The following is a 25,320-nucleotide window of genomic DNA, read 5'->3' on the forward strand; positions in this document are numbered from 1 at the left end:
GCTGCGTCTGCGGCTGCTTGAACTACGCTAAGGAGATTCCATGGCCCGCAAGAAGATCGCGCTGATCGGCGCCGGCAACATCGGCGGCACGCTCGCACACCTCGCAGCACTCAAGGGCCTGGGCGACATCGTCCTGTTCGACGTGGTCGAAGGCGTGCCCCAGGGCAAGGCGCTCGACCTCAGCCAGTGCGGCCCGGTCGAGGGCTTCGATGCCAAGATCACCGGCACCAACGACTATGCCGACATCGCGGGCGCAGACGTGATCATCGTCACCGCCGGCGTCGCCCGCAAGCCGGGCATGAGCCGCGACGATCTGCTCGGCATCAACCTCAAGGTCATGAAGGCTGTCGGCGAAGGCATCGCCGCCAATGCGCCCGACGCGTTCGTGATCTGCATCACCAACCCGCTCGACGCGATGGTTTGGGCGCTGCGCGAATTCTCAGGGCTCCCGCACACCAAGGTCGTCGGCATGGCCGGCGTGCTCGATTCGGCGCGCTTCAGCCACTTCCTTGCCGAGGAATTCCAGGTCTCGGTCAAGGAAGTGAACAGCTTCGTGCTCGGCGGCCACGGCGACACCATGGTCCCGGTCGTCCAGTATTCGACCGTCGCCGGCATTCCAATCCCCGACCTGATCAAGCAGGGCCGCTCGACCAAGGAGCGCATCGACGCGATCGTCCAGCGCACCCGTTCGGGCGGCGGCGAGATCGTCGGCCTGCTCAAGACCGGTTCGGCCTTCTACGCACCGGCCACCAGCGGCATCGCGATGGCCGAGGCCTATCTCTACGACCAGAAGCGCCTGCTGCCGTGCGCCGCGCACCTGACCGGCCAGTATGGCGTCGATGACCTGTACGTCGGCGTTCCCGTGATCATCGGCGCGAACGGCGTCGAGCAGATCGTCGAGATCGAGCTGGACGACGAGGCGAAGGCCAATCTCCAGGTTTCGGTCGACGCGGTCAAGGAACTGCTCGTCGCCTGCAAGGGCATCGACGAGAGCCTCGCCTAAACCGCTTTTCCAATTTTGAGGACACGAGAACCCGCATGAGCATCCTCGTCGACAAGAACACCAAGGTCATTACCCAGGGCATGACGGGTGAGACCGGCACTTTCCACACCCAGCAGGCGCTGGCCTACGGCACCCAGATGGTCGGCGGCGTCACGCCCGGCAAGGGCGGCACCGAGCACATCGGCCTGCCCGTGTTCGACACCGTCGCCGAGGCCAAGTCGAAGACCGGCGCCGATGCGTCGGTGATCTACGTGCCGCCGCCCTTCGCCGCGGATTCGATCCTCGAGGCGATCGACGCCGAGATCCCGCTGATCGTCGCGATCACCGAGGGTATTCCGGTGCTCGACATGGTCCGCGTCAAGCGCGCGCTCTCGGGCTCCAAGTCGCGCCTGATCGGCCCGAACTGCCCCGGCGTGCTCACCCCGGGCGAGTGCAAGATCGGCATCATGCCCGGCTCGATCTTCTCCAAGGGCTCGGTCGGCGTCGTGTCGCGCTCGGGCACCCTCACCTATGAGGCGGTGTTCCAGACCACCAACGCGGGCCTCGGCCAGACCACTGCGGTCGGCATCGGCGGCGATCCGGTCAACGGCACCAACTTCATCGACGTGCTCGAGCTGTTCCTCGCCGACGACGAGACCAAGTCGATCATCATGATCGGCGAGATCGGCGGCTCGGCCGAAGAGGAAGCCGCGCAGTTCCTCCGCGACGAGGCCAAGCGTGGCCGCAAGAAGCCGATGGCCGGCTTCATCGCGGGCCGTACCGCGCCTCCGGGCCGCCGCATGGGCCATGCCGGCGCGATCGTCTCGGGCGGCCAGGGCGGCGCCGAGGACAAGATCGCGGCGATGGAAGCGGCCGGGATCAAGGTCGCCGCCAGCCCGTCCGAGCTGGGTTCGACGCTCGTCGAAGTGCTCAAGGGGTAAGTTTTGAAGGTTCGCGTTCCTATATGGGGATATGGGAGCGCTAACAGGAACGGAATTGACCGATGGGCTATGAGGGCCTGGACTTCGACGACATCGCCGGCGGCGTGAGCCCCGCTTTCGTCGAGACTTTGTACCGCCGCTACAAGAGCGACCCGGCTTCGGTCGAAGCCGGGTGGCGCCAGTGGTTCGAAGGTCTCGAAACGACGGCATCTGGTCCGAGCTGGGCCAATCCGCGCTGGCCGCTGACCGAGACCGACGCGCTCACCGCGGCGCTCGATCCGACCCAGATGGAGCCCGCGCCCAAGCCGGCCAAGGGCGGCGCGCCTGCCCCCAAGCCCGCCCTGCCTGCCGCGTCCGAGGCCGACATCGCCCGCGCCGCGGGCGATTCGATCCGCGCGATGCTGCTCATCCGCACCTATCGCGTGCGCGGGCACCTCGCCGCCAACCTCGATCCGCTCGGCCTCAACCGCCAGGACCTGCCGGCCGACCTCACGCCTGAGTATCATGGCTTCACTGCCGGCGACCTCGACCGTCCGATCTATCTCGGCGGCACGCTCGGCCTCGAGAAGGCGACCGTCCGCGAGATCGTCGAGATCCTGCGCGCCAACTACTGCGGCAACGTCGGCCTCGAATACATGCACATCGCCGATGTCGAGGAGCGCCGCTTCCTCCAGGAGCGCATGGAGGGCAAGGACAAGGAGATCCACTTCACCACCGACGGCAAGAAGGCGATCCTTTCCAAGGTCATCGAAGCCGAGCAGTGGGAGAAGTTCCTGGGCCGCAAGTACGTCGGCACCAAGCGCTTCGGCCTCGACGGCGGCGAGGCGATGATCCCGGCGCTCGAAGCCGTGATCAAGTACGGCGGCCAGATGGGCGTCCGCGAGATCGTCTATGGCATGGCCCATCGCGGCCGCCTCAACGTGCTCGCCAACGTGATGGCAAAGCCCTTCCGCGTGATCTTCCACGAATTCGCCGGCGGCTCGGCGCATCCGGAGGATGTCGGCGGCTCGGGCGACGTGAAGTACCACCTCGGCACCAGCACCGATCGCGAGTTCGACGGCATCAGCGTCCATATGTCGCTGGTCGCCAACCCCTCGCACCTCGAGGCGGTCGATCCGGTCGTGCTCGGCAAGGTCCGCGCGCTCCAGACGATCCGCGACGATCTCGCCGAGCACCAGCAGGTGCTGCCGGTCCTCATCCACGGCGACGCCGCCTTCGCGGGCCAGGGCATCGTCTGGGAGTGCCTCGGCTTCTCGGGCATCCGCGGCTACAATACCGGCGGCTGCATCCACTTCGTCATCAACAACCAGATCGGCTTCACGACGAGCCCGCAGTTCGCGCGCTCCTCGCCCTATCCGTCGGACGTCGCCAAGGGCGTCCAGGCGCCGATCCTCCACGTCAACGGCGACGATCCCGAAGCCGTGACCTTCGCGTGCAAGGTGGCGATCGAGTTCCGCCAGAAGTTCAAGCGCGACGTCGTGATCGACATGTGGTGCTATCGCCGCTTCGGCCACAACGAGGGCGACGAGCCCTCGTTCACCCAGCCGCTGATGTACGCCAAGATCCGCCAGCACCCGCCGGTGAGCGAAGTCTATGGCGCGCGGCTCAAAGCCGAGGGCGTGATCGACGACGGCTTCGTCGGCGAGAAGACGCAGCAGTTCACCACCTTGCTCGAAGGCGAGTTCGAGGCGGGCAAGTCGTACATGCCCAACAAGGCGGACTGGTTCGCCGGCCGCTGGTCGGGCCTGTCGGTCCCCGCCGATTCGGAGAGCGCGCGGCGCAGCGTCGACACCGGCATCGAGCAGAAGCTGTTCGACAGCCTCGGCCGCACGCTGACCGAGGTCCCCGAGGGTCACGAGATCCACAAGACGCTCGCGCGCGTGCTCGATGCCAAGCGAGAGATGTTCAAGTCGGGCCAGAATTTCGACTGGGCGACCGGCGAGGCGCTGGCCTTCGGCTCGCTGCTTTCGGAAGGCTTTGGCGTCCGCCTCTCGGGGCAGGATTCGGGCCGCGGCACCTTCTCGCAGCGCCACGCCGTCTGGGTCGATCAGAAGACCGAGGCGAAGTACATCCCGCTCTCGACGATCCGCCACGGCCATTTCGAAGTGCTCGACAGCCCGCTGTCCGAATATGGCGTGCTCGGCTTCGAATATGGCTATGCGCTCGCCGACCCCAAGGCGCTGGTGCTCTGGGAAGCGCAGTTCGGCGATTTCGCCAATGGCGCGCAGATCATGATCGACCAGTTCATCGCGAGCGGTGAAGCCAAGTGGCTGCGCGCCAACGGCCTGGTGATGCTGCTGCCGCACGGTTACGAAGGCCAGGGCCCCGAGCACAGCTCGGCACGCCCCGAGCGCTTCCTCCAGCTCTGCGCGCAGGACAATATGCAGGTGGTGAACATCACCACCCCGGCGAACTATTTCCACCTGCTGCGCCGTCAGATGCACCGCAACTTCCGCAAGCCTTTGGTGCAGATGACTCCCAAGTCGCTGCTGCGCCACAAGATGGCGGTGTCCAAGGCCGAGGACTTCCTCGGCGAGAGCCACTTCAAGCGGCTGCTCTCGGACCCGAGCGCGCCTGCGGACCAGGACGTGAAGCGCCTCGTGCTGTGCACCGGCAAGGTCGCCTACGACCTGATCGAGGCACGCGACGCGGCGGGCGACAAGAACACCGCGATCGTCCGCGTCGAGCAGCTCTATCCCTTCCCGGGCGAGCCCCTGGTCCAGCGCCTCAAGCGCATGACCAACCTCGAGGAAGTGGTCTGGGCGCAGGAAGAGCCGAAGAACAATGGCTATTGGTTCTTCGTCGAGCCGTTCATCGAGGCGTGCCTCGTCGAGGCCGGCGTCAAGCCGCAGCGTCCGCGCTATGCGGGCCGCGCCGCGGCGGCATCGCCCGCCACCGGCCTGATGAAGCGCCACACCGCCGAGCAGGGCGCGCTTGTCGCCGATGCGCTCGGTCACAGCGTCCGCGAAGAGATTCGCCGGACGCGCAAGGCTTGATGATTTAACGCTGACCCCGGCGAGGAAGAGAAAAGATGGCAGACGTTAAGGTCCCGGTCCTGGGCGAATCGATCACCGAAGCGACCCTCGGCGAATGGCTGAAGAAGCCGGGCGACGCAGTCGCGCTCGACGAGCCGATCGCCAGCCTCGAGACCGACAAGGTCTCGGTCGAGGTCCCCTCGCCGGTCGCCGGCGTGATGGGCGACCAGCTCGTCCAGGTGGGCGACACCGTCCAGGTCGGCGCCGTGATCGCCACCGTGGGTGAAGGCGGCGGCGCCGCTGCCGCTCCGGCTGCTGCCCCCGCTTCGGCGCCCGCCGCGCCGGCGCCCGTCGCCACCGGCGCCCAGTCGGGCCCGGGCGAGCAGGTCCGCGAAGTCGACGCCGCCGCGCTGTCGCCGTCGGTCCGCCGCGCGGTGCTCGAGACCGGCGTCGATCCCTCGACCGTGCAGGGCACCGGCAAGGACGGCCGCCTGACCAAGGACGACGTCATCGCCGCCGCCAGCGCCAAGCCCGCCGCCGCGGCGCCCGCCCCGGCTCCGGCGCCCGCCCCCTCGGCAGCACCAGCCGGAGGCCGCAAGGAAGAACGCGTCCGCATGACGCGCCTGCGCCAGACGGTCGCCAAGCGCCTCAAGGAAGCGCAGAACACCGCCGCGATGCTGACGACGTTCAACGACGTCGACATGACCGAAGTCATCGCCGCGCGCACCAAGTACAAGGATCTGTTCGAGAAGAAGCACGGCGTCCGCCTCGGCTTCATGGGCTTCTTCGTGAAGGCCGCCGTGCAGGCGCTGCGCGATATCCCGGCGGTCAACGCCTCGATCGACGGCGACGAGATCGTCTACCACGATTATGCCGACATCTCGGTCGCGGTCTCCGCTCCGCAGGGCCTGGTCGTGCCGGTGATCCGCGACGCGCAGGACCTGTCGGTCGCGGGCATCGAGAAGACGATCGGCGATTTCGGCAAGCGCGCCAAGGACGGCACGCTCAAGATGGAGGAGATGAAGGGCGGTACCTTCACCATCTCCAATGGCGGCGTGTTCGGCTCGCTGATGTCGACGCCGATCATCAACCCGCCCCAGTCGGCGGTGCTGGGCCTCCACCGCATCGAGGACCGCCCGGTGGTCCGCGACGGCCAGGTGGTCGTCCGCCCGATGATGTACCTCGCGCTCAGCTACGACCACCGCCTGATCGACGGCCGCGAGGCCGTGACCTTCCTCGTCGCGCTCAAGAACGCGATCGAGGACCCGACCCGGCTGCTGATCGACCTTTGATGGAGGAGCTTCAGCCGCCTTGGTTGAAGCACGCGGAAATAAGCGCCGGGTCCATCGGTTGGCGGATGGGCTATGGCGAAGACTATATGGACCAGTTCGACCGCTGGTTCGCAACGCTCGGGAGCGGTGATCGTGACGCATATCGCATCCGCTACCCTGAGCCGGATGGTTGGAACGGATTTTACGCGCGCGGTCGCGGGAGCGAGTGAAAATGGCTGAATACGACTTCGACGTCCTCGTGATCGGTGCCGGCCCCGGCGGCTATGTCGCGGCGATCCGCGCCGCGCAGCTCGGGCTCAGGACCGCCTGCGCCGAGAGCCGCGAGACGCTGGGCGGCACCTGCCTCAACGTCGGCTGCATCCCGTCCAAGGCGCTGCTCCATGCCTCCGAGCTGTTCGACGAGGCCAACTCGGGCGTGCTCGCCAAGTTCGGCGTCAAGCTCGGCGCGGTCGAGCTCGACCTGCCGGCGATGATGTCCGAGAAGGAAAAGGCCGTGAAGGGCCTGACCGGCGGCATCGAATTCCTGTTCAAGAAGAACAAGATCGAGTGGGTGAAGGGTCTCGCGACCTTCGTCGACGCGCATACCGTCCAGGTCGGCGACCGCACCGTCACCGCCAAGAACATCGTCATCGCCACCGGCTCGTCGGTCACCCCGCTCCCCGGCGTCGAGATCGACCAGAAGGTCGTGGTCGATTCCACCGGCGCGCTCGCGCTCGACAAGGTCCCCGGCCATCTCGTCGTCATCGGCGGCGGCGTGATCGGGCTCGAGCTCGGCTCGGTGTGGAAGCGCCTCGGCGCCAAGGTCACCGTGGTCGAATATCTCGACCAGCTGCTTCCGGGCATGGACGGCGAAGTCCGCAAGGAAGCCGCCAAGATCTTCAAGAAGCAGGGCATGGAGCTCAAGCTCTCGACCAAGGTCACCGGCGTGAAGGTCGACGGCGGCAAGGCCACCGTGACGGTCGAGCCCGCCGCGGGGGGCGCCGCCGAGACGCTCGAGGCCGACGCCGTGCTCGTCTCGATCGGCCGCCGTCCCAACACCGAGGGCCTCGGCCTCGACAAGATCGGCCTTGCGACCAACCAGCGCGGCCAGATCGAGACCGACCACAGCTTCAGGACCGCCGTCGACGGCGTCTGGGCGATCGGCGACGTCATCCCGGGCCCGATGCTCGCGCACAAGGCCGAGGACGAGGGCATCGCGGTTGCCGAGAATATCGCCGGCCTCACCGGCATCGTGAACCACGACGTGATCCCCTCGGTGGTCTACACCCACCCTGAGATCGCCGGCGTCGGCCTCACCGAGGAGCAGGCCAAGGAGCGTGGCGAGGTCAAGGTCGGCAAGTTCCCGATGGCTGGCAACAGCCGTGCCAAGGCGATCGACGACACCACCGGCTTCGTGAAGGTGATCGCCGACGCCAAGTCGGACCGCGTGCTCGGCGTGTGGATCGTCACGTCGGTCGCGGGCACGATGATCGCCCAGGCCGCCCAGGCGATGGAGTTCGGCGCGACGTCCGAGGACATCGCCTACACCTGCCACGCCCACCCGACGCACAGCGAGGCGATCAAGGAAGCCGCGATGGGCGTGCTCGGCAAGCCGATCCATATCTGATCGGCGCTCCCCTCCCGCTTGCGGGAGGGGTCGGGGGAGGGCGTGAATAGCATGATGTGAGGGGAGGATATTCCCTCCCCTAGCCCCTCCCGCGAGCGGGAGGGGAATTTACGCCGCCAGCACCCGCCGCCCCGAAAGCCGCGCGATCGCCACGGTCAGCGCCGCCGACACCGCCACCGCCAGCCACAGCGCGCTCCAGCCCCAGCGCAGCTGGCTCGCCGCGCCCGAGACCGCGCCGGCGACGAAGCCGGCCCACAGCGCCAGGTACGGCATCCAGTCCCAGCGATCGCCCGTTCCCATCAGCGCGTCGGCCATCTTCTGGCCCATGCGCACCAGGGATCCGGTCATATAGGTCAGCCCGATCGTCACTTCGCCGTCGCGGTTGAACACGCCGTTCTCCACGCCCATCGCGGCCGCGAGCAGCAGCAGCACCAGCGGCCCCGGCACCACCGTCGCCACCGCCGCGGCAAGGATCAGCAGCCCGGTCACTGCCAGCATCAGCGCTTCCTTGTGCCGCGCGCGCGCCGCGCGCACGATCACGCTCGCGACGATCACTCCGCTGACGAAGCTCAGCACCAGCGCGGCCGCGGTCGCGGCATCGGCGGCCACGCCCTGCCCCAGCCCGACGCCCAGCCGCGTCGAGTTGCCGCTCATGAACGAGGCGAAGAAGCCCCCCAGGCTGGTGAATGCCAGCGCGTCGACGAAACCGGCGAGCGCGGCGAGGCAGACGGCGACCGCGATCAGCGGTGACTCTGTGCGATGCATGGCCCCTCTATAATCGGTTTCTGCGCAGCTCAAACAGTCCGGCAAGCGGTTTGACGCACGCCGCGCTCCGGGAGAGAAGGGGCGCATGGAGTCCGATTTCGCCGCCCAGATCGGCCCGATCCTTCCCTGGCTCGACATGCTCGGCATCGCCGTCTTCGCCGCGACGGGCGCGCTCTCGGCGGCGAGGCACGGGCAGACCGTGGTCACCGCGGCCTTTTTCGCCCTCGTCACCGGCGTCGGCGGCGGCACGGTGCGCGACCTGCTGATCGGCGCGCCGGTGTTCTGGACGCACGACGCGGTGGTCGCGGCGATGATCCTCGGCGTGGCCGCAATCGTGTGGGTGACGCCGCAGCGCTGGTGGAACGACGCGACCTTCGACTGGCTCGATGCCTTCGGGCTCGCCGCCTATGCCGCCTTCGGTGCAGCCAAGGCGCTCGGCTATGGCATCCCGCCGGTCCCCGCCGCACTGATGGGAGTGATCACTGCCTGTGTCGGCGGCATCATCCGCGACATGCTCGCCGGCCAGCCGTCGATCCTGATGCGTCCCGAGCTCTACGTCACTGCCGCCGCGCTCGCCTCGGCGCTCTATGTCGTGCTCACGCTCGCGGGCCTCGCCCCCCTCGCCGCGGGCCTCATCGCCGCCGCCGCCGGCTTCGGCCTGCGCGCCGCCGCGATCGTCTGGAAGCTCGGCCTGCCAGCCTACCGGAGCCGGCGGTAGGCCTATTCCTCCATCAGCCACGCCAGTGCCGTCTCGCGCGTGTCGAACACCCCCAGGTCTGGCCGAATCTGGCGGAGCCGCATCACTTGCCGCCGCGCCAGCGCCGTGGTGACGACGAAGGCGACCTTGCGCGCCCAGAGCTCGCGGACCGCCGGATTGTCGAAGGTCTGGCTGATCCGCGCCACCGTCGCCGCGGGCACCACCTTGATGCCGCTGCCGTCGTAGAGCGTGCAGTGCCTGCCCGCGTCCCGGCCCAGCGAGCGGATCGCCGCGCGCAGCTCCTCGCCGATCCATTCGGCATCCTCGGGCGAGAGCAGCCCGGAGACGCGCAGCTCGACGATCTTGCGGACGGGATCGACTTCGATGTGGTGCGAGACGGAATGCGGCATTTCCGCCCCCTACCCGAATAGACCGCGCCATTGAACCGCCGGTCTGGAGCAGAATCGGTTCACGCAAAGGCGCGAAGACGCGAAGATTTTTCTCACGCGGAGACGCGGAGGCGCGGAGAGCATGCCTGGCCGCACTGGCGGCCTTTATGTCGCCGGCGCGCCAAGCCGTCCTTCTTGCGGGGGGCGGCTGACGCCGCCGGGAGAGCTGTTCTCCGCGTCTCCGCGTGAACATTTTTCTTCGCGTCTTCGCGCCTTTGCGTGAATCAAAAACGCTCCGCCCGAAGAAGCACCACTCAGCCCCGCACCAGCCCCACGTCGGTGAACTTGCGCGGCTCCACCGGCGGCACCTGCGGCTCGTTGAGTTCGCACTGCCAGATGCCCACGTCCATCCACTGGCCGTGCTTGAAGCCGACTTCGCGGTACACGCCGGTGCGGCGGAAGCCCACCGCCTCGTGCAGCCGGATCGATGCGTCGTTGGGCAGCGCGATCGCGCCGATCGCATGGACGAAGCCCTGCGCGCGCAGCGTGTCGATCAGCGCCTCGTAGAGCAGCCGCCCGGCGCCCTGGTTCTGCGCCACATCGGCCATGTAGATCGCGGTCTCGACGACGAAGCGATAGGCCGGCCGCTCGCGGAAGCGCCGCGCATAGGCATAGCCGATCACCCCGCCCTCGGGCTCGCCGTTGGTCGCGACCAGCCAGGGATAGAGGCCGTCGCCGTCGGCCATGCGCGTGCGCATCGCGTCGGCGTCGGGCGGCTGGATCTCGAACGAGGCCGTGCCGGTGAGCACGTGCGGCGCATAGATCGCCGCGATCGACGGCGCGTCACCCGATTCCGCTCCCCTGATTCCGATCACAGGCCGATTCTCCGCATCACATACTCCAGCAGCGTCTTGTCTTCGGTCCGGCCGACCGCCGGCCCCATTCCCATGCACTCCAGGCAGCGCGCCTGCACCGATCCGCCGAGCGCCAGCCGCCGCGCGTCGCCCAGCGCCTGCGCCACCAGCGCGCGCCGCTCGCCGGCGATGCGCGTGTAGACGTCCTCGCCCGCGGGCTGGTCGGCCCAGTCGTCCTCGGGCTGGTCGTCGCTGGTCAGGCTCGCGAGGAACTGCATCCAGGGGCTCGGCTCGCGCTCGAGGAACAACGGGTGCACCTTGGCGGGGTCCAGCTTGGCGCGGCGCGCCGCTTCCGCGACGGCGTCGTCCAGCCCGCCGAAGCGATCGACCAGCTTGAGCTGGTGCGCGATGCCGCCCACCCACACGCGGCCCTGCCCGATCTCGTCGACGCGCTGCGGCGTCAGCTTGCGCGACTGGGCGACCAGGTTGACGAACCGGCTGTACCCGTTCTCGATCACGCTCTGCAGAATCCGGTCGGTCACCGGGTTGATCCCGCCCATCACGTCGGGCTGGCCCGAAAGCGGCGTCGAGCGCACGCCGTCGGTGGTCACGCCGATCTTGGCGAGGCTGTTCTCGAAGCTCGGCAGCACGCCGAAGATGCCGATCGATCCGGTGATCGTGTCGGGCTGGGCGAAGATCGCGTCGCCCGCGGTCGACACCCAATAGCCGCCGCTCGCCGCCAGGCTTCCCATCGAGACCACCACCGGCAGCCCCTGCGCCTTGGCCTGCAGGATCGCCTGGCGGATCTGCTCGGACGCCATCGCCGATCCGCCCGGCGAATCGACGCGCACCACCAGCGCCTTCAGGTTCTTCTCCGCCAGCCCCTTGAGCAGCAGCGCGCTCACCGTGTCGCCGCCGGCGCTGCCCGGGCCCGCCTTGCCGTCGACGATCTCGCCCGCGACGGTCAGCACGCCGATCGCGTCGCCGGTCTTCGGCACGGGATTAGCGGCGACCCAGTCGGCCATGCGGATCGACTTGAAGTTGCCCGCGGGCCTGCCCGTCGGCGCGCCGACGATCTCGGCCACGCGCCGCCCGAACTCCAGCCGCCCGCCGGTCTTGTCGACCAGCCCATAGGCAAGGTTCGACGCGGCGATGTCGCCGTGCGCCGCCGCGATGACTTCGTCGGGCTTGGTCAGATAGTCGGCGATGCGTGCCTTGGGCCGCGCCTTGGCCACGGCCTCGCGCCACTGGGCGAAGAGCGCGCCGTTCAGCGCCTCGTTCGCCTCGCGCGCCTCGGGCGACATGTCGCTGCGCATATAGGGCTCGACCGCCGACTTGAACTTGCCGACCTTGTAGACGTGCGTGGTGACGCCGAGCTTGTCGATCAGCCCCTTGTAATAGAGCTGGGTGCCGCCCGGCCCGGCGAACATCGCGCCGCCCTGTGGATTGACCCAGACTTCGCTCGCATTGGCGGCGATCGCATAGCTGTCGTCGGTATAGGCAGTCGCATAGGCAAGCACCGGCTTGCCGCTCGCGCGCACCCGGCCCGTGGCCTCGGCCACTTCGCGCACCGCGCTCGGATAGCCGCCCAGGAAGCGGTCGAGGTCGAGCACTACAGCCTTCACGCGCGTGTCGGTGCGCGCCGTGTCGAGCGCGCGCACCACGTCGCGCAGGCGCTGCTGCCGGGCCGCGCGGCTGCCGCCGAGCTGCGCCAGCGGATCGGTCTGCTCGGGCTGCTCGCTGAGCGTGCCGTCGAGCGCCACCACCAGCGCGCCCTCGCGGATCGCGGCGCGGTTGGGCCGGTGCGAGAGCAGCGCGAACAGCCCCGCGAAGAACAGCAGCATGAAGGCCAGGACCAGGAAATCCTTGATCCCGACGAGTATCTTCCAGGCGCCCCGAACCAGCTTCACTTTGCGCGCTCCATGTCGATTTGCCGCCCTGTGCGTGGCCTGTGCCTACCGGATGGCGAAGGTCCAGTAAACGCCCCGTATTATTGTACCAATACAGGCTCGCAACGATGCGTCCGGAACGGTGCACAAATCGCCATCGGACCCGTTGACGAATCCCTGGAGGCTACGCATATCCCCGCTCGTTAGCACTCGGGGGGACTGAGTGCTAAGAACGTTCAACCCGAAAGAGGAACAGGCGCAATGAACTTCCGTCCGTTGCACGACCGCGTGCTCGTCCGCCGCGTCGAGGCCGAGGCCAAGACCGCCGGCGGCATCATCATCCCGGATACGGCCCAGGAAAAGCCGCAGGAAGGCGAAGTCGTCGCCGTCGGCTCCGGCGCCAAGGCCGAAGACGGCAAGGTCACGCCGCTCGACGTCAAGGCGGGCGACCGCATCCTGTTCGGCAAGTGGTCCGGCACCGAAGTCAAGGTGAACGGCGAAGACCTGCTGATCATGAAGGAATCCGACATCCTCGGGATCGTCGGCTGAGCGTCAAACCGCTTTTCGAGTCAACCGAAGTCAACCAACACAGGTTTTTGAAAGGGCAGTCACATGGCAGCCAAGGACGTCAAGTTTTCCCGCGACGCGCGTGAGCGGATTCTCCGCGGCGTCGACATCCTCGCCGATGCAGTGAAGGTCACGCTGGGCCCGAAGGGCCGCAACGTCGTGATCGAGAAGAGCTTCGGCGCGCCGCGCATCACCAAGGACGGCGTCACCGTCGCCAAGGAGATCGAGCTCAAGGACAAGTTCGAGAACATGGGCGCGCAGATGCTGCGCGAAGTGGCCTCGAAGCAGAACGACAAGGCCGGCGACGGCACCACCACCGCCACCGTGCTCGCCCAGGCGATCGTCCGCGAGGGCATGAAGTCGGTCGCGGCGGGCATGAACCCGATGGACCTCAAGCGCGGCATCGATCTCGCCGTCGGCAAGGTGATCGAGGACATCAAGGCGCGCTCCAAGCCCGTCTCGGGCAGCCAGGAAGTCGCCCAGGTCGGCATCATCTCGGCCAATGGCGACACCGAAGTCGGTGAGAAGATCGCCGAAGCGATGGAGAAGGTCGGCAAGGAAGGCGTGATCACCGTCGAAGAGGCGAAGGGTCTCGAGTTCGAGCTCGACGTCGTCGAGGGCATGCAGTTCGACCGCGGCTATCTGTCGCCCTACTTCATCACCAATCCGGAGAAGATGACGGTCGAGCTCAACGATCCGTACATCCTGATCCACGAGAAGAAGCTCTCGAACCTGCAGGCGATGCTCCCGATCCTGGAAGCCGTCGTCCAGTCGGGCCGCCCGCTGCTGATCATCGCCGAGGACATCGAAGGCGAGGCTCTGGCCACCCTCGTCGTCAACAAGCTGCGCGGCGGCCTCAAGGTCGCAGCGGTCAAGGCGCCGGGCTTCGGCGATCGCCGCAAGGCGATGCTCGAGGACATCGCGATCCTGACCAAGGGCGAAGTCATCTCGGAAGACCTCGGCATCAAGCTCGAGAGCGTCACCCTCGGCATGCTCGGCACCGCCAAGCGCGTCTCGATCGACAAGGACAACACCACCATCGTCGACGGTGCGGGTGAAGCCGATGCGATCAAGGGCCGCACCGACGCGATCCGCCAGCAGATCGAAGTCACCACCAGCGACTACGACCGCGAGAAGCTCCAGGAGCGTCTCGCCAAGCTCGCCGGCGGCGTGGCCGTGATCAAGGTCGGCGGTGCGACCGAAGTCGAGGTCAAGGAGCGCAAGGACCGCGTCGACGACGCGCTGCACGCGACCCGCGCTGCGGTCGAGGAAGGCATCGTCCCCGGTGGCGGCGTCGCTCTGCTCTATGCCGGCAAGGCGCTCGAGGGCCTGACCGGTATCAATGACGACCAGACCCGCGGCGTGGACATCGTCCGCCGCGCGCTCCAGGCGCCGGTGCGCCAGATCGCGCAGAATGCCGGTGTCGACGGTGCGGTGGTCGCCGGCAAGCTGATCGACGGCAACGACCAGAACCTCGGCTTCAACGCCCAGACCGAGAAGTACGAGAACCTGGTCGCGGCCGGCGTGATCGACCCGACCAAGGTCGTGCGCACCGCGCTCCAGGATGCGGCTTCGGTCGCCGGCCTGCTCATCACCACCGAAGCGGCGGTGAGCGAGCTTCCGGAAGACAAGCCCGCCATGCCCCCGATGGGCGGTGGCATGGGTGGCATGGGCGGCATGGACTTCTAAGTCCGCCGACTGCCTACACGCGAAGGGCCGGGGGAGACCCCGGCCCTTCTTCGTTTCCCATGGCGGCGCACGCAGGCTTGACCGCCGCGCGGGAATTGCCGACTGCGTCCGCAGCGATGGGGAGAATGTCGCGTGTATAACTGGGTTGCCGGACGCATCCGCTGTATTTCGGGAAAGCACGAACGGTCGGAGAAGCATATCGAACGCGCTGCGGATCCCGATCGGTTGCTGAGCAAATGCCGCTTCTGCGGCGTCCCGATGAGGCGCCGTGCCAAGCGTGACTGGGTTACGATATCGCGCGACGAATATCGTACGGAGCGCAGCACCGCCTGAGCGAAAAGGGTGCATTGGCACCCTAATACACAAAAGGCTTTCTTTCGCCGCCGAGCCGCGACAGATTGGGCTTTCCAACGACGCGCTGAGCCTACCGGCGCTCTCTTTCGGGGAAAGCCACTTAATGACCGAACTATCCCGCCGCGAAGCGCTCGCCGCTGCTGCGCTCGCCGGCCTTGCCGCCGCCGCACCCGCCTGGGCGCAGGGCGCCGCCCCCGGCACGACCGCCCTCTGGGACCTCAGCGAAATCTATCCGAACGACGCCGCCTGGGACGCCGCGCGCAAGCAGACGCTCGCGGCGCTCTCGGGCATCGCCAAGTACAAGGGCCGGCTCGGCGAAAGCGCCGACGTGCTCGCCGAGGCGCTGGTACTCCAGTCCGATCTCGGCCGCACCGTGGCCCGCGTCTACACCTACGCCAGCCTCAGGGCCGACGAGGACGTCCGCGCCGCCGCCTGGCAGGAGCGGCAGGCACAGGCGGTCGACCTCTACACTGCGTTTGGCGAAGCGACCGCCTGGTTCTCGCCGGAGATCCTTGCGGTGGGCAAGTCGAAGATCGACGGCTTCGTCGCCGCCAACCGCACGCTCGGCTCGCGCTTCGACTTCTATCTCGCCAACATCGTCCGCCAGGCCGAGCATACGCTCTCGCCCGAGGGCGAGGCGATCCTCGCCAGCTCGACTTCGGCGCTTCAGGCCCCCGACGACATCTCGGGCCAGCTCCGCTCGTCGGACATTCCCTGGCCAACGATCAAGCTCTCGACCGGCAAGGAAGTCCGCCTCGACAGCCAAGGCTATACGCTCAACCGCGACGCTCCCAACCGCGCCGACCGCAAGGCAGTGTTCGACGCCTTCTGGACTGCGCACGGCCAGTTCCAGAACTCGTTCGGGGCGACCTACAGCGCGCAGGTGAAGAGCGACATCTTCCTCGCCAAGGCGCGCAAATATCCGACCTCGCTCGCCGCGGCGCTCTCCGGCGCGAACGTGCCCGAGACGGTCTATCGCACGCTGGTCTCGGAAGCGAACAAGGGCCTTCCCCAGCTTCACCGCTATTTCGAGCTGCGCCGTCGGATGCTCAAACTCCCCGACATCGCCTATTACGACATCTATCCGCCGCTCGTGTCGCTCGACCGCAGCTTCACGCTCGACCAGATGCGCGCGACCACGCTCGAGGCAGTCAAGCCGCTCGGCCCCGACTATCAGGCGCGCATCGCCAAGGCGACCGCAGCGAAGTGGATGGATCCCTGGCCGCGGCCGGGCAAGCGCCCCGGCGCGTACATGAACCCCGGCGCCTATGACGTGCACCCCTATCTGCTGCTCAACCTATCCGAAAAGTACGACGGGATGAGCACCTATGCGCACGAATGGGGGCATGCGCTCCATTCGCTGCTCGCCAATTCGGCCCAGCCCTATGACAAGGCCGACTACCCGATCTTCCTCGCCGAGATCGCCTCGACGGCGAACGAGCAGCTTCTCGTCGCGCACATGCTGAAGAACGCCAAGACCAAGGAAGAGAAGCTCTTCTATCTCGGCCAGCAGATGGAGAATTTCCGCGGCACCTTTTACCGTCAGACGATGTTCGCCGAGTTCGAGCTCAAGGCGCACGACCTCGCCGAAGCGGGTGAGGGCCTGTCGGGCAAGAAGTTCACCGAGGTCTATTTCGACCTGCTGCGCCGCTACCACGGCCCGAACATGGGCCTCGATCCCGTCTACGGGAACGAATGGGCGTTCATCCCGCACTTCTACAACAGCTTCTACGTCTATCAGTACGCCACCTGCATCGCCGCGGCGACGTACTTCGCCCAGTCGATCCTCAAGGGCGGCGCGAAGGAGCGCGACAATTATCTGTCGGTGCTGAAGGCAGGCGGGTCGGATTATCCGGTCGAGATCCTGCGTCGCGCCGGCCTCGATATGGCGAGCCCTGCGCCGTACCAGGCGCTCGTCGCCGCCTTCAAGGACACGCTCGACCAGGCCGAGGCGCTGCTCGCCTGAACCGGTCAGCCCGGCTTCCGGCGCGTCGGCGCATGGAAGTCGGGCGGCTTGTCCGCGATCCAGTCGAGAAAGCGGGCGATGTCCTCGCGCTCGCGCAGTGCGTCGAGCGTCGGGTAGCGCCGCGCGAGTTCGGCATTGGTCGCGCTCGCGTGGATGGTGCGGTGGCAGATCGGGTGGAGCGCGACCGTCTCACGCCCACCTTCGCTCTTCGGCACGACATGGTGCCATTCGACGTGGCTTCCCAGCGGGCGCCGCACAGCGCGCAACGCTGTTCGGCCGCCAACTGTGGAAGAGCCTCGATCGCCGCGAGCGCGGCCTTGCGCCGCACCCGCCCGCGCATCAGGCGTTCATCGCCTCGATGATCTTCTTGACCTCCTGACTGCGTCCGCGCGGCAGCACCAGCACGTCCTCGCCCGCAGCAACCACGATCAGGTCGCTGACGCCCACCAGCGCCACGCGCCGGCCCGGCTCCGCCTGGACCAGGCAATTGCTCGAATCGATCGCCACCACTTCGCCACGCACGACATTGCCGCCGGCATCGGGGTCGCTGATCGCGTGGAGCGCATCCCAGCTGCCCACGTCGCTCCAGCCCATCGCGACCGGCACGACGGCGACGCGGGGCGCTTTCTCCATCACCGCATAGTCGATCGAATCCGACGGGCTCGCCGCAAAGGCCTCTGCGTCCGGAAAGATACGCGACCCTTCGCGCACGGCCTTGTCCATCGCGGCGCGCGTCGCGACCAGCATCTCCGGCGCATGGACGCTGAGCGCACCCAAATACATGTCCGCACGAAACAGAAAGATGCCGCCGTTCCACGCGTGGTCGCCCGCGGCGAGCATTGCCTCGGCCTTGTCGCGCGGCGGCTTCTCGACGAAGCTATCGACACGATGCACGCCTTCGCGCAGCGGCTCGCCGACCTTGATCCAGCCATAGCCCGTCTCGGGCTTGTCGGGCGTGATGCCGAAAGTCACCAGCCAGCCCTCCTCGACCAGCGGCAAGGCGGCCCTGATCGCGGCATGAAAAGCGGGAACGTCGCCGATGACGTGGTCCGAGGGCATGACGAGGATCGGGTCAGAGCCGCCGCCGGCCGCAATCGCAGCTAGCGCGATCGCAGGCGCGGTGTTGCGCCCGCTCGGCTCGAGCAGCAGCGCCTGCGGCGCGGCGCCGACCTGGCCGAGTTGCTCCTCGACCAGATCCGCATGGAAAGCATTCGCGACCACGATCGGGCTGGCAAAACCTTCCCCCGAGGTCCGCTTGACCGTGAGCTGCAGCATCGTCTGCTCGGCAGTGAGCGACAGAAGCTGCTTGGGCCGTTCGGGTCGCGACACCGGCCAGAGCCGCGTACCCGATCCACCCGACAATATGACAGGAATGATCGGCTTCGAATACGGCATGCGAAGGTGCTCCCTGTTGGGCGATGATGTCAGAAACGAAGGTAAGTGTCTGCCCCTCAAAGCGGTTTAACGATTCGCGATCGGAACGGTTGCCGGGCCCATGCCCGATTTCGCATCTTCCTTGCGCCGCGCCCGTGTCGGTTTTGTTTACACTTCCTCGCTAGACCGATCCGGCCATGATCCGCCTGTTCAAGCATTATGTGCCGAACGCCGTGCTCCTGCTCGGCCTGTTCGACCTGTTGCTGCTCGTCGCCGCGGGCGAGCTCGGCTGGATCGCGCGCGCGCACCAGATCGGCATGGCCCCCTCTTCGATCGCCGATCGCCTGCCGCAGCTGCTATGCTACGCGCTGCTCATCCAGACCGCGATGATGGCGGTCGGCGTCTATGGTGCCGACGCGCTCCAGTCGCTGCGCTATGCCGTCGCGCGGCTGCTCGTCGCGGTGGCGCTGGGCGTGATCGCGCTCAGCTTCCTCTATTTCCTGATTCCCCAGATCAGCTTCTGGCGCTCGAACCTGCTCTACGCGATGGCGGCGTCGGTGCTGCTGCTGGTGCTGCTGCGCATCCTGCTCGGCAAGACGCTGGGAAGCCAGGCGTTCAAGCGGCGCGTCGTCGTTCTGGGTGCTGGCCCGCGCGCCGCGCGGCTGAAGGCGCTCGCCAAGGCGCCCGGCGCTGGCTTCGCGGTGGTCGGCTATGTCGCGATGAGCGAGGCCAACCGCGTGATCCCTGAGGCAATCGCACGCGACGCCATCTACAACCTCGCCGATCACGTCGAGCTGCTCAACGCCAGCGAAGTCGTGCTCGCGCTCGAGGAACGCCGCAATTCGCTCCCGCTCAAGGATCTGCTGCGGATCAAGACCACCGGCGTCCACGTCAACGAGATCTCGACCTTCCTCGAGCGCGAGACCGGCCGCGTCGACCTCGACAGCGTCAATCCCAGCTGGCTGATCTTCTCCGACGGCTTCTCCTCGGGCCGCATGTTCTCGAGCGTGTTCAAGCGGCTCTTCGACATTGCGGCGAGCTCGCTGCTGCTGCTGCTCACCTTCCCGCTGATCCTGCTCACGGCGCTGCTCGTGAAGCTCGAAAGCCGCGGTCCGGCCTTCTACCGCCAGCGCCGCGTCGGGTTGTTCGGCCAGGGGTTCGACGTCATCAAGCTGCGCTCGATGCGCCAGGACGCCGAAGCGCCGGGCAAGGCGGTCTGGGCCGAGAAGGACGATCCCCGCATCACGCGCATCGGCCGGATCATCCGCAAGCTGCGCATCGACGAGCTGCCGCAGTGCTGGAGCGTGCTCAAGGGCGAGATGAGCTTCGTCGGCCCGCGTCCCGAGCGGCCGCAGTTCGTCGACGATCTCGAACAGCAGCTCCCTTATTATGCCGAGCGCCACATGGTGAAGCCCGGCATCACCGGCTGGGCGCAGATCAACTATCCCTATGGCGCCTCGATCGAGGATTCGCGCCAGAAGCTCGAATACGACCTGTTCTACGCGAAGAACTACTCGCCCTTCCTCGACCTTCTGATCCTGCTCCAGACGGTGCGGGTCATCCTGTTCCCTGAAGGCGCGCGCTGATGCTCGCGACGCTGGTGCTCTGGTCGCATGCGCTGGCGGCACTGCTTTTCGGCGGCCTGGTGCTGCGCACGCTCCGCGCGACCGAGCCGGGCGCGCCGCGCCGACCGCTCGCCGCCGCGCTGGGCCTCACGGCGCTCTGGGCGCTCGCCGTCGCCGGTATAGGCTCGGCCGACTCCGTCACCCGCCTCGCCGAGACGCTGCGCGACCTCGGCTGGATCGGCTTCATGATCGCGCTCCAGCGCCACGACCGCAATGCGCGCCCGCCGCTCGCGCTGGGCACCGTCTACGGCGTCGTCGTGCTGGTGGCGCTCGCGTCGCTGCTCGCCGACCTCGGAGCCGAGGCCAATGCCGCAGCGGCCACCGATCCTGTAGAGACCGCGCTGCTGCTCCGCATGCTCGTCGCTGTCGCCGCGCTCGTGCTCGTCCAGGCCCTCCACTCGGGCCTGCCGCGCGAAGGCGGCGGATTGCGCTGGGTCGTGCTCGCGCTGGCCGGGCTCTGGGGCACCGACTTCCTCGTCTTCGGAGCCGCCTATCTCGAAGGGCATTACCGCCCCGAATCCGCCGTCGTCCGCGGCGCGGCGATGATGGTCGTCGCGCTCGCGATTGCCGCAGGGCTGCAGCGCAAGGGCGAGTGGAAGGTCGAGGTCTCGCGCGCAGTCACTTACCAGTCGCTCTCGCTCGTCGCGATCGGCGCCTATTTCACGTTGCTCGCGCTCGCCACCAGCGCGATCGCCACGATCGGCGGCAGCAACGCGCGTGTCTACCAGACCGCCTTCGTGCTCGGCTCGACCGTCGCGATCCTCACGCTCGTCTCCAACTCCTGGCTGCGCGCCTGGGTGAAGGTGAAGCTCGCCAAGCATTTCTTCCGCCATCGCTACGACTATCGCGCCGAATGGATGCGCTTCACCGAGACGCTCGGCGCACCAGAAGGCGCCGCGCCCCTCGACGAGCGCATTCTGAAGGCGATCGCCGACCTCACCCAGTCGCCCGCGGCGGTGCTGCTCGTGCCGGAGGGCGCAGGGCTCGGCGCGGGGGCGAGCTGGAACTGGGACCGCGCCACGCTCCCCGTCTCGGCCGACCCTGCGCTCGCCAACCATCTCGAGACGACCGGCCGGATCGTCGAGCTGGACGCCATCCGCCGCGACGACACGAGCAGCCCCGACACGCACGCCGTTCCGCAATGGATGCTCGACCTGCCCGAGGCCTGGGTGGTGGTGCCGCTGCCGCACATGGGGGCGCTCGCCGGCGCGATCCTGCTCGCGCGTCCCCTGATCGATCGCGCGCTCGACTGGGAGGATTTCGACCTGCTCAAGGTCGCCGGGCGCCAGGTGGCGTCGTATCTCGCCGAGGCGCGAGCACAGGAGGCGCTGGCCGAGGCGCAGCGCTTCGACGAGTTCAATCGCCGCTTCGCCTTCATCCTCCACGACATCAAGAATCTGGTGAGCCAGCTCACCCTCACTGCGCGCAATGCCGAGCGCCACGCCGACAAGCCTGAGTTCCGCGCCGACATGATCGCCACGCTTCAGGATTCGTCCGAACGGATGAACGCGCTTCTCGCGCGCCTGTCGCAGCACAATCGCGTGCGCTCGGAGCCGCCGCGCGCAGTCGAAGTGATGCCGCTGGTCGATCGCCTCGCCGCAAACCGCCGCGGCCAGCATCCGGTGGCGACGCTCGGCACCCCGGCAGTCGCGCTCGCCGATCCCGCCGCGCTCGAGCAGCTCCTCGACCATCTGGTCCAGAACGCAATCGACGCCAGCCCCGCAAACGAACCGGTGACGCTCGCGGTCAGCGCGGAGGCCGCCAGCGTGACGATCAACGTCGTCGATCGCGGCTGCGGCATGTCCCCGGGTTTCGTGCGCGACCGGCTGTTCAAGCCCTTCGTCTCGTCCAAGCCGGGCGGCTTCGGCATCGGCGCCTTCGAAGCCCGCCAGCTCGCCGAAGCGATGGGGGGCCGCATCGAAGTCAATTCGCGCGAGGGCAAGGGCACCCGCTTCCGCGTGATCCTCAGGGCCGCGCACGCCAGCGATTTCGCCGTCGGGAGGGCGGCATGACCGAAATGAAACCCAAGCTGCTGATCGTCGAGGACGACGCCGGGCTCCAGCGCCAGCTCCGCTGGGCCTATGACGGCTATGAGATAGTGAGCGCCGCCAACCGCGAGGAAGCGATCGCCGCGGTGCGTGCCGAAGAGCCCGCCGTGGTGACGCTCGACCTGGGCCTGCCGCCCGATCCCGACGGCACCAGCGAAGGCTTCGCCACGCTCGAGACGATCCTGCAGCTCCGCCCCGATACGAAGGTGATCGTCGCCTCCGGCCACGGCGCGCGCGAGTCGATGCTGCGCGCGATCTCGCTCGGTGCCTGGGATTTCTACCAGAAGCCGATCGACATCGACACGCTGGGACTTATCGTCGCGCGGGCCTTCCACGTCCATGCGCTCGAGGCCGAGAACCGCCGCCTGGCCGAGCGCGCCGAGGCAGGCGCGGTGCTGGGCGGCATGATCACCGGCGCGCCCGAGATGCTCAAGGTCACCCGCACGATCGAGCGCGTCGCCGGCGCCGACGTGTCGGTGATGCTGCTCGGGGCCAGCGGCACCGGCAAGGAGCTGCTCGCGCGCGGCCTCCACGAGGCGAGCCCGCGCCGCAAGGGTGGCTTCGTTGCGATCAACTGCGCCGCCATTCCCGAGACTCTGCTCGAAAGCGAGCTGTTCGGCCATGAGAAGGGTGCCTTCACCGGCGCCGTGAAGACGACCGAAGGCAAGATCGAGCTCGCGCACGGCGGTACGCTGTTCCTCGACGAAGTAGGCGACATCCCGCTGCCGCTCCAGGTCAAGCTGCTGCGCTTCCTCCAGGAGCGAGTGATCGAGCGGATCGGATCGCGCAAGCCGATCTCCGTCGACACCCGCGTGGTCTGCGCGACTCACCAGGATCTCGATGCGATGGTCGCCGACGGCCGTTTCCGCGAGGACCTCTATTATCGCCTTGCCGAGATCGTGGTGCGCATCCCCTCGCTGGCCGAACGGCCCGGCGACGCGGGGCTGCTCGCGCGCCACTTCCTCAAGAAATATGCTGCCGCGATGAACCCGGCGGTGCGCGGCTTCGCCCCCGATGCGCTCGCCGCGATCGACGCCTGGGGCTGGGCCGGTAACGTCCGCGAGCTCGAGAACCGCGTGAAGCGCGCGGTGATCATGGCCGACGGCAAGTCGGTAACCGCCGCCGATCTCGACCTCGACACTGCCGCCGATGTCGAGCCGATCAACCTCAAGGCGATTCGCGAAATGGCCGACCGCAAGGCGATCCGCCACGCGCTCGCCCGTGCCGAGGGCAATATCTCGGGCACCGCGCGACTGCTGGGCATCAGCCGGCCGACGCTCTACGACTTGATGAAGGCCTATGACCTCCAGCCCTAGGCGCCGGCGCACGCGCCCCATCCGTCGCTGGGCCGTCATCGCAGCCGGCGGCGCCGCGTTCGCCCTCGTCGTAACGCTCGGACTCGGATTCGCCTGGGGTCGCATCGGCGGCGAGTCGGCTGGAGAGGCGCTGGCCCGCAGCGAGGCATTGCTCGCGGCGAGCAACGCCACCGACGCGCGCGACGAAGCGCAGGTCGCAGTCCATGCCGCACCCGAGAATGCCGCCGCACAGCTCGCGCTCGCCCGGGCAATGCTCGCGCTCCAGGATGGGATCGGCGCCGAGGGTGCACTCCAGCGCGCAGTCGATGCCGGGCAGGACCCGCGCCAGATCGCGCACCTCCGTGCCCACGCGCTGCTCCTCCAGGGCGAGGAGCAAAAGGCGCTCGCCGAAGCCGCCAAGGCCCCGGCACCGTACCGCACCTACGCGCTGCGCATCCGCGGCCGGGCGCTGGCGGCGCAGGGCGATTTCGCCGGCGCGCTCGCCGCGTTCGATCAGGCCGCGCATGCCGCGCCGAACGATCCCGCGCTCTGGACCGACATGGGCCGCTTCAAGTTCGCTTCGGGCGACATGCTCGGCGCGATCCAGGCGTCGGAGCGCGCAGTGAAGCTGGCCCCCGGCGCGGTGGACGCGCTGGTGCTGCGCGGCGAGCTCGTGCGCGCCCAATATGGCCTGGTCGCAGCGCTTCCCTGGTTCGAGGCCGCGCTCAAGCGCGATCCGCGCCACCACGACGCCCTGATCGAATATGCCGCGACCCTCGGCGATTCCGGCCGCATGATCGATGCGCTCGCCGCCACCCGCCGGGCGCTCGTCGTCCGCCCGGCCAGTCCGCAGGCGCTCTACCTTCAGGCCGTGATCGCCGCGCGCGCCAGCAATTTCGACCTCGCCCGCGCGCTGATGGAGCGGACCGGCGGCGCGCTCGATTCGGTGCCCGGGCCGCTGCTCCTGCTGAGCACGCTCGACCTCGAATCCGGTGCCAACGAGCAGGCGATCGACAAGCTGCGTGCTCTGATCGCGATGCAGCCGCTCAACCTCTCCGCGCGCAAGCTGCTCGCGGCAGCGCTGCTCCGCAGCGATTCGGCGCGCAACGCGATCGACGTGCTGCGCCCGATGGTCGCGCGCGCCGATGCCGACACCTATGCGCTGGCGCTCGCCGCGCGCGCCTTCGAGCGGATCGGCGACCGAGCCAGCGCCGCCACACTGCTCGATCGTGCCGCCCTCCCCTTCGCGGCCCCCGTACGCGGCTTCGGCGCCGACGACAGCGCCGAAGTGCTCGGCGGCGATGCGGCCCAGCGGCCGGGCGATCCCGGCGCCGCGATCCCCTATTTGCGCGCGCTCGCCGACAAGGGCGACACCGCCGGTGCGCTCGTCCGCGCGCAGCAGCTCGCCGCGCGCAATCCCGGCGTGCCTGCCGCGCACCTGCTCGTCGGCGATCTGATGATGCTGCTCGATCGGCCCGCCGACGCCATCGCCTCCTATCGCCAGGCGGCGAGCCTGCGCTTCGACGAGCCCGCGATGCTGCGGCTGGTCGAGGCCTGTGACCGTGCCCGCCGGCCGCGCGAAGCCGCCAGTGCGCTCGCGCTCTTCCTCTCGCAGAACCCCGCCAATCTCGCCGCGCTCCGGCTGGCCGGGACCCGCCAGCTTGCCGCGGGCCGGTGGGAGGATGCGATCGAGAGCCTCGAACGCGTACGGCTCAAGATCGGCGACGAGGACGCCGCGCTCAACGCCGAGCTGGCGAACGCCTATGCGGGCGCCGGCGAGATCGACGCGGCCGAGCGCTTCGGCGAGGCTGCCTGGCTGCTCGCCCCGGCCAACCCCGCCGCAGCCGACGCCTATGGTTGGGCGTTGTTCCTGGCAGGCGACACGCCGACCGCGCGCGAACTGCTCGAAAAGGCCGTCCGCCTCGCGCCCGCCGATGCCGGGTTGCGCCGCAGGCTCGCTACGATCCAGGCGGGTTGAGCTTTTGCGCCCGCGCGCCCAGCCTCTATAGCGG

General features: G+C 68.2%; 19 protein-coding genes. 13 read left to right on the forward strand and 6 right to left on the reverse strand.

The features are described 5' to 3' along the window. Window positions 1-40: 40 nt before the first annotated feature. From mdh to lpdA, 5 genes are all read left to right on the forward strand, one after another. Window positions 41-1,003, forward strand: coding sequence for a malate dehydrogenase (gene mdh, locus J7500_RS01500; RefSeq protein ID WP_294059368.1), 963 nt, complete (start codon window positions 41-43; stop codon window positions 1,001-1,003). 35 nt (window positions 1,004-1,038) lie between these two features. Next, window positions 1,039-1,923: a succinate--CoA ligase subunit alpha gene (gene sucD, locus J7500_RS01505; protein ID WP_294059369.1), complete on the forward strand. Its 885-nt coding sequence runs from the start codon at window positions 1,039-1,041 to the stop codon at window positions 1,921-1,923. 62 nt (window positions 1,924-1,985) lie between these two features. After that, a complete protein-coding gene (locus J7500_RS01510; protein ID WP_294059371.1) occupies window positions 1,986-4,919 on the forward strand; it encodes a 2-oxoglutarate dehydrogenase E1 component in 2,934 nt (977 codons plus the stop codon). 35 nt (window positions 4,920-4,954) lie between these two features. Beyond that, window positions 4,955-6,190, forward strand: coding sequence for a 2-oxoglutarate dehydrogenase complex dihydrolipoyllysine-residue succinyltransferase (gene odhB / locus J7500_RS01515; RefSeq protein ID WP_294059374.1), 1,236 nt, complete (start codon window positions 4,955-4,957; stop codon window positions 6,188-6,190). A 211-nt stretch (window positions 6,191-6,401) separates the two neighbouring features. Beyond that, window positions 6,402-7,796, forward strand: coding sequence for a dihydrolipoyl dehydrogenase (gene lpdA, locus J7500_RS01520; RefSeq protein WP_294059377.1), 1,395 nt, complete (start codon window positions 6,402-6,404; stop codon window positions 7,794-7,796). A gap of 108 nt (window positions 7,797-7,904) precedes the next feature. On the opposite strand, the gene J7500_RS01525 is transcribed toward lpdA, so the two are convergent. Next, window positions 7,905-8,561, reverse strand: a complete 657-nt coding sequence (locus J7500_RS01525) for a YoaK family protein (RefSeq protein WP_294059379.1) — start codon at window positions 8,559-8,561, stop codon at window positions 7,905-7,907. An 85-nt stretch (window positions 8,562-8,646) separates the two neighbouring features. Here J7500_RS01525 and J7500_RS01530 point away from each other — a divergent pair, with 85 nt between their 5' ends. Continuing rightward, window positions 8,647-9,279 (forward strand): trimeric intracellular cation channel family protein, encoded by a 633-nt coding sequence (locus J7500_RS01530; protein ID WP_294059382.1) that lies wholly within the window; start codon window positions 8,647-8,649, stop codon window positions 9,277-9,279. Between the two features lie 2 nt (window positions 9,280-9,281). Here the strand turns inward: J7500_RS01530 and J7500_RS01535 are convergent, their stop codons facing one another. The 3 genes from J7500_RS01535 to sppA form a co-directional block, all read right to left on the reverse strand. After that, complete coding sequence (locus tag J7500_RS01535) at window positions 9,282-9,668, reverse strand: STAS/SEC14 domain-containing protein (RefSeq protein WP_294059384.1); 387 nt, start codon at window positions 9,666-9,668, stop codon at window positions 9,282-9,284. A gap of 293 nt (window positions 9,669-9,961) precedes the next feature. Further along, complete coding sequence (locus J7500_RS01540) at window positions 9,962-10,522, reverse strand: GNAT family N-acetyltransferase (RefSeq protein WP_294059386.1); 561 nt, start codon at window positions 10,520-10,522, stop codon at window positions 9,962-9,964. Continuing rightward, on the reverse strand, window positions 10,519-12,411 hold the full coding sequence (sppA, locus tag J7500_RS01545) for a signal peptide peptidase SppA (RefSeq protein WP_294059388.1): 1,893 nt from the start codon (window positions 12,409-12,411) through the stop codon (window positions 10,519-10,521). Before sppA ends, J7500_RS01540 begins: the two co-directional genes overlap by 4 nt. Window positions 12,412-12,651: 240 nt before the next feature. Between sppA and groES the strand changes: the two genes are divergently transcribed. The 3 genes from groES to pepF all read left to right on the forward strand — a co-directional run bounded on the left by groES (window position 12,652) and on the right by pepF (window position 16,966). Continuing rightward, the gene (groES, locus tag J7500_RS01550) at window positions 12,652-12,939 is read left to right on the forward strand and encodes a co-chaperone GroES (protein ID WP_294059390.1); all 288 of its coding nucleotides are present in this window, start codon (window positions 12,652-12,654) and stop codon (window positions 12,937-12,939) included. A 63-nt stretch (window positions 12,940-13,002) separates the two neighbouring features. Next, on the forward strand, window positions 13,003-14,646 hold the full coding sequence (groL, locus tag J7500_RS01555; protein WP_294059392.1) for a chaperonin GroEL: 1,644 nt from the start codon (window positions 13,003-13,005) through the stop codon (window positions 14,644-14,646). Between the two features lie 457 nt (window positions 14,647-15,103). Continuing rightward, a complete protein-coding gene (pepF, locus tag J7500_RS01560) occupies window positions 15,104-16,966 on the forward strand; it encodes an oligoendopeptidase F (RefSeq protein WP_294059394.1) in 1,863 nt (620 codons plus the stop codon). 5 nt (window positions 16,967-16,971) lie between these two features. On the opposite strand, the gene J7500_RS01565 is transcribed toward pepF, so the two are convergent. Together J7500_RS01565 and J7500_RS01570 are read right to left on the reverse strand one after the other, a co-directional pair. Then, complete coding sequence (locus J7500_RS01565) at window positions 16,972-17,223, reverse strand: HNH endonuclease (protein WP_294059395.1); 252 nt, start codon at window positions 17,221-17,223, stop codon at window positions 16,972-16,974. An 82-nt stretch (window positions 17,224-17,305) separates the two neighbouring features. After that, the gene (locus J7500_RS01570) at window positions 17,306-18,361 is read right to left on the reverse strand and encodes a mannose-1-phosphate guanylyltransferase/mannose-6-phosphate isomerase (RefSeq protein ID WP_294059397.1); all 1,056 of its coding nucleotides are present in this window, start codon (window positions 18,359-18,361) and stop codon (window positions 17,306-17,308) included. Between the two features lie 176 nt (window positions 18,362-18,537). On the opposite strand from J7500_RS01570, the gene J7500_RS01575 reads away from it, so the two are divergent. The 4 genes from J7500_RS01575 to J7500_RS01590 are packed head-to-tail and all read left to right on the forward strand — an operon-like array spanning window position 18,538 to window position 25,286. Beyond that, a complete protein-coding gene (locus tag J7500_RS01575; protein WP_294059400.1) occupies window positions 18,538-19,926 on the forward strand; it encodes a TIGR03013 family XrtA/PEP-CTERM system glycosyltransferase in 1,389 nt (462 codons plus the stop codon). Continuing rightward, window positions 19,926-21,977: an XrtA/PEP-CTERM system histidine kinase PrsK gene (gene prsK, locus J7500_RS01580; protein ID WP_294059402.1), complete on the forward strand. Its 2,052-nt coding sequence runs from the start codon at window positions 19,926-19,928 to the stop codon at window positions 21,975-21,977. Before J7500_RS01575 ends, prsK begins: the two co-directional genes overlap by 1 nt. Next, window positions 21,974-23,329: a PEP-CTERM-box response regulator transcription factor gene (gene prsR, locus J7500_RS01585; protein ID WP_294059405.1), complete on the forward strand. Its 1,356-nt coding sequence runs from the start codon at window positions 21,974-21,976 to the stop codon at window positions 23,327-23,329. Before prsK ends, prsR begins: the two co-directional genes overlap by 4 nt. Beyond that, complete coding sequence (locus J7500_RS01590; protein WP_294059408.1) at window positions 23,313-25,286, forward strand: tetratricopeptide repeat protein; 1,974 nt, start codon at window positions 23,313-23,315, stop codon at window positions 25,284-25,286. Before prsR ends, J7500_RS01590 begins: the two co-directional genes overlap by 17 nt. Window positions 25,287-25,320: the final 34 nt, after the last annotated feature.

This window comes from Sphingomonas sp. (assembly GCF_017744835.1).
GTDB lineage: Bacteria > Pseudomonadota > Alphaproteobacteria > Sphingomonadales > Sphingomonadaceae > Sphingomonas.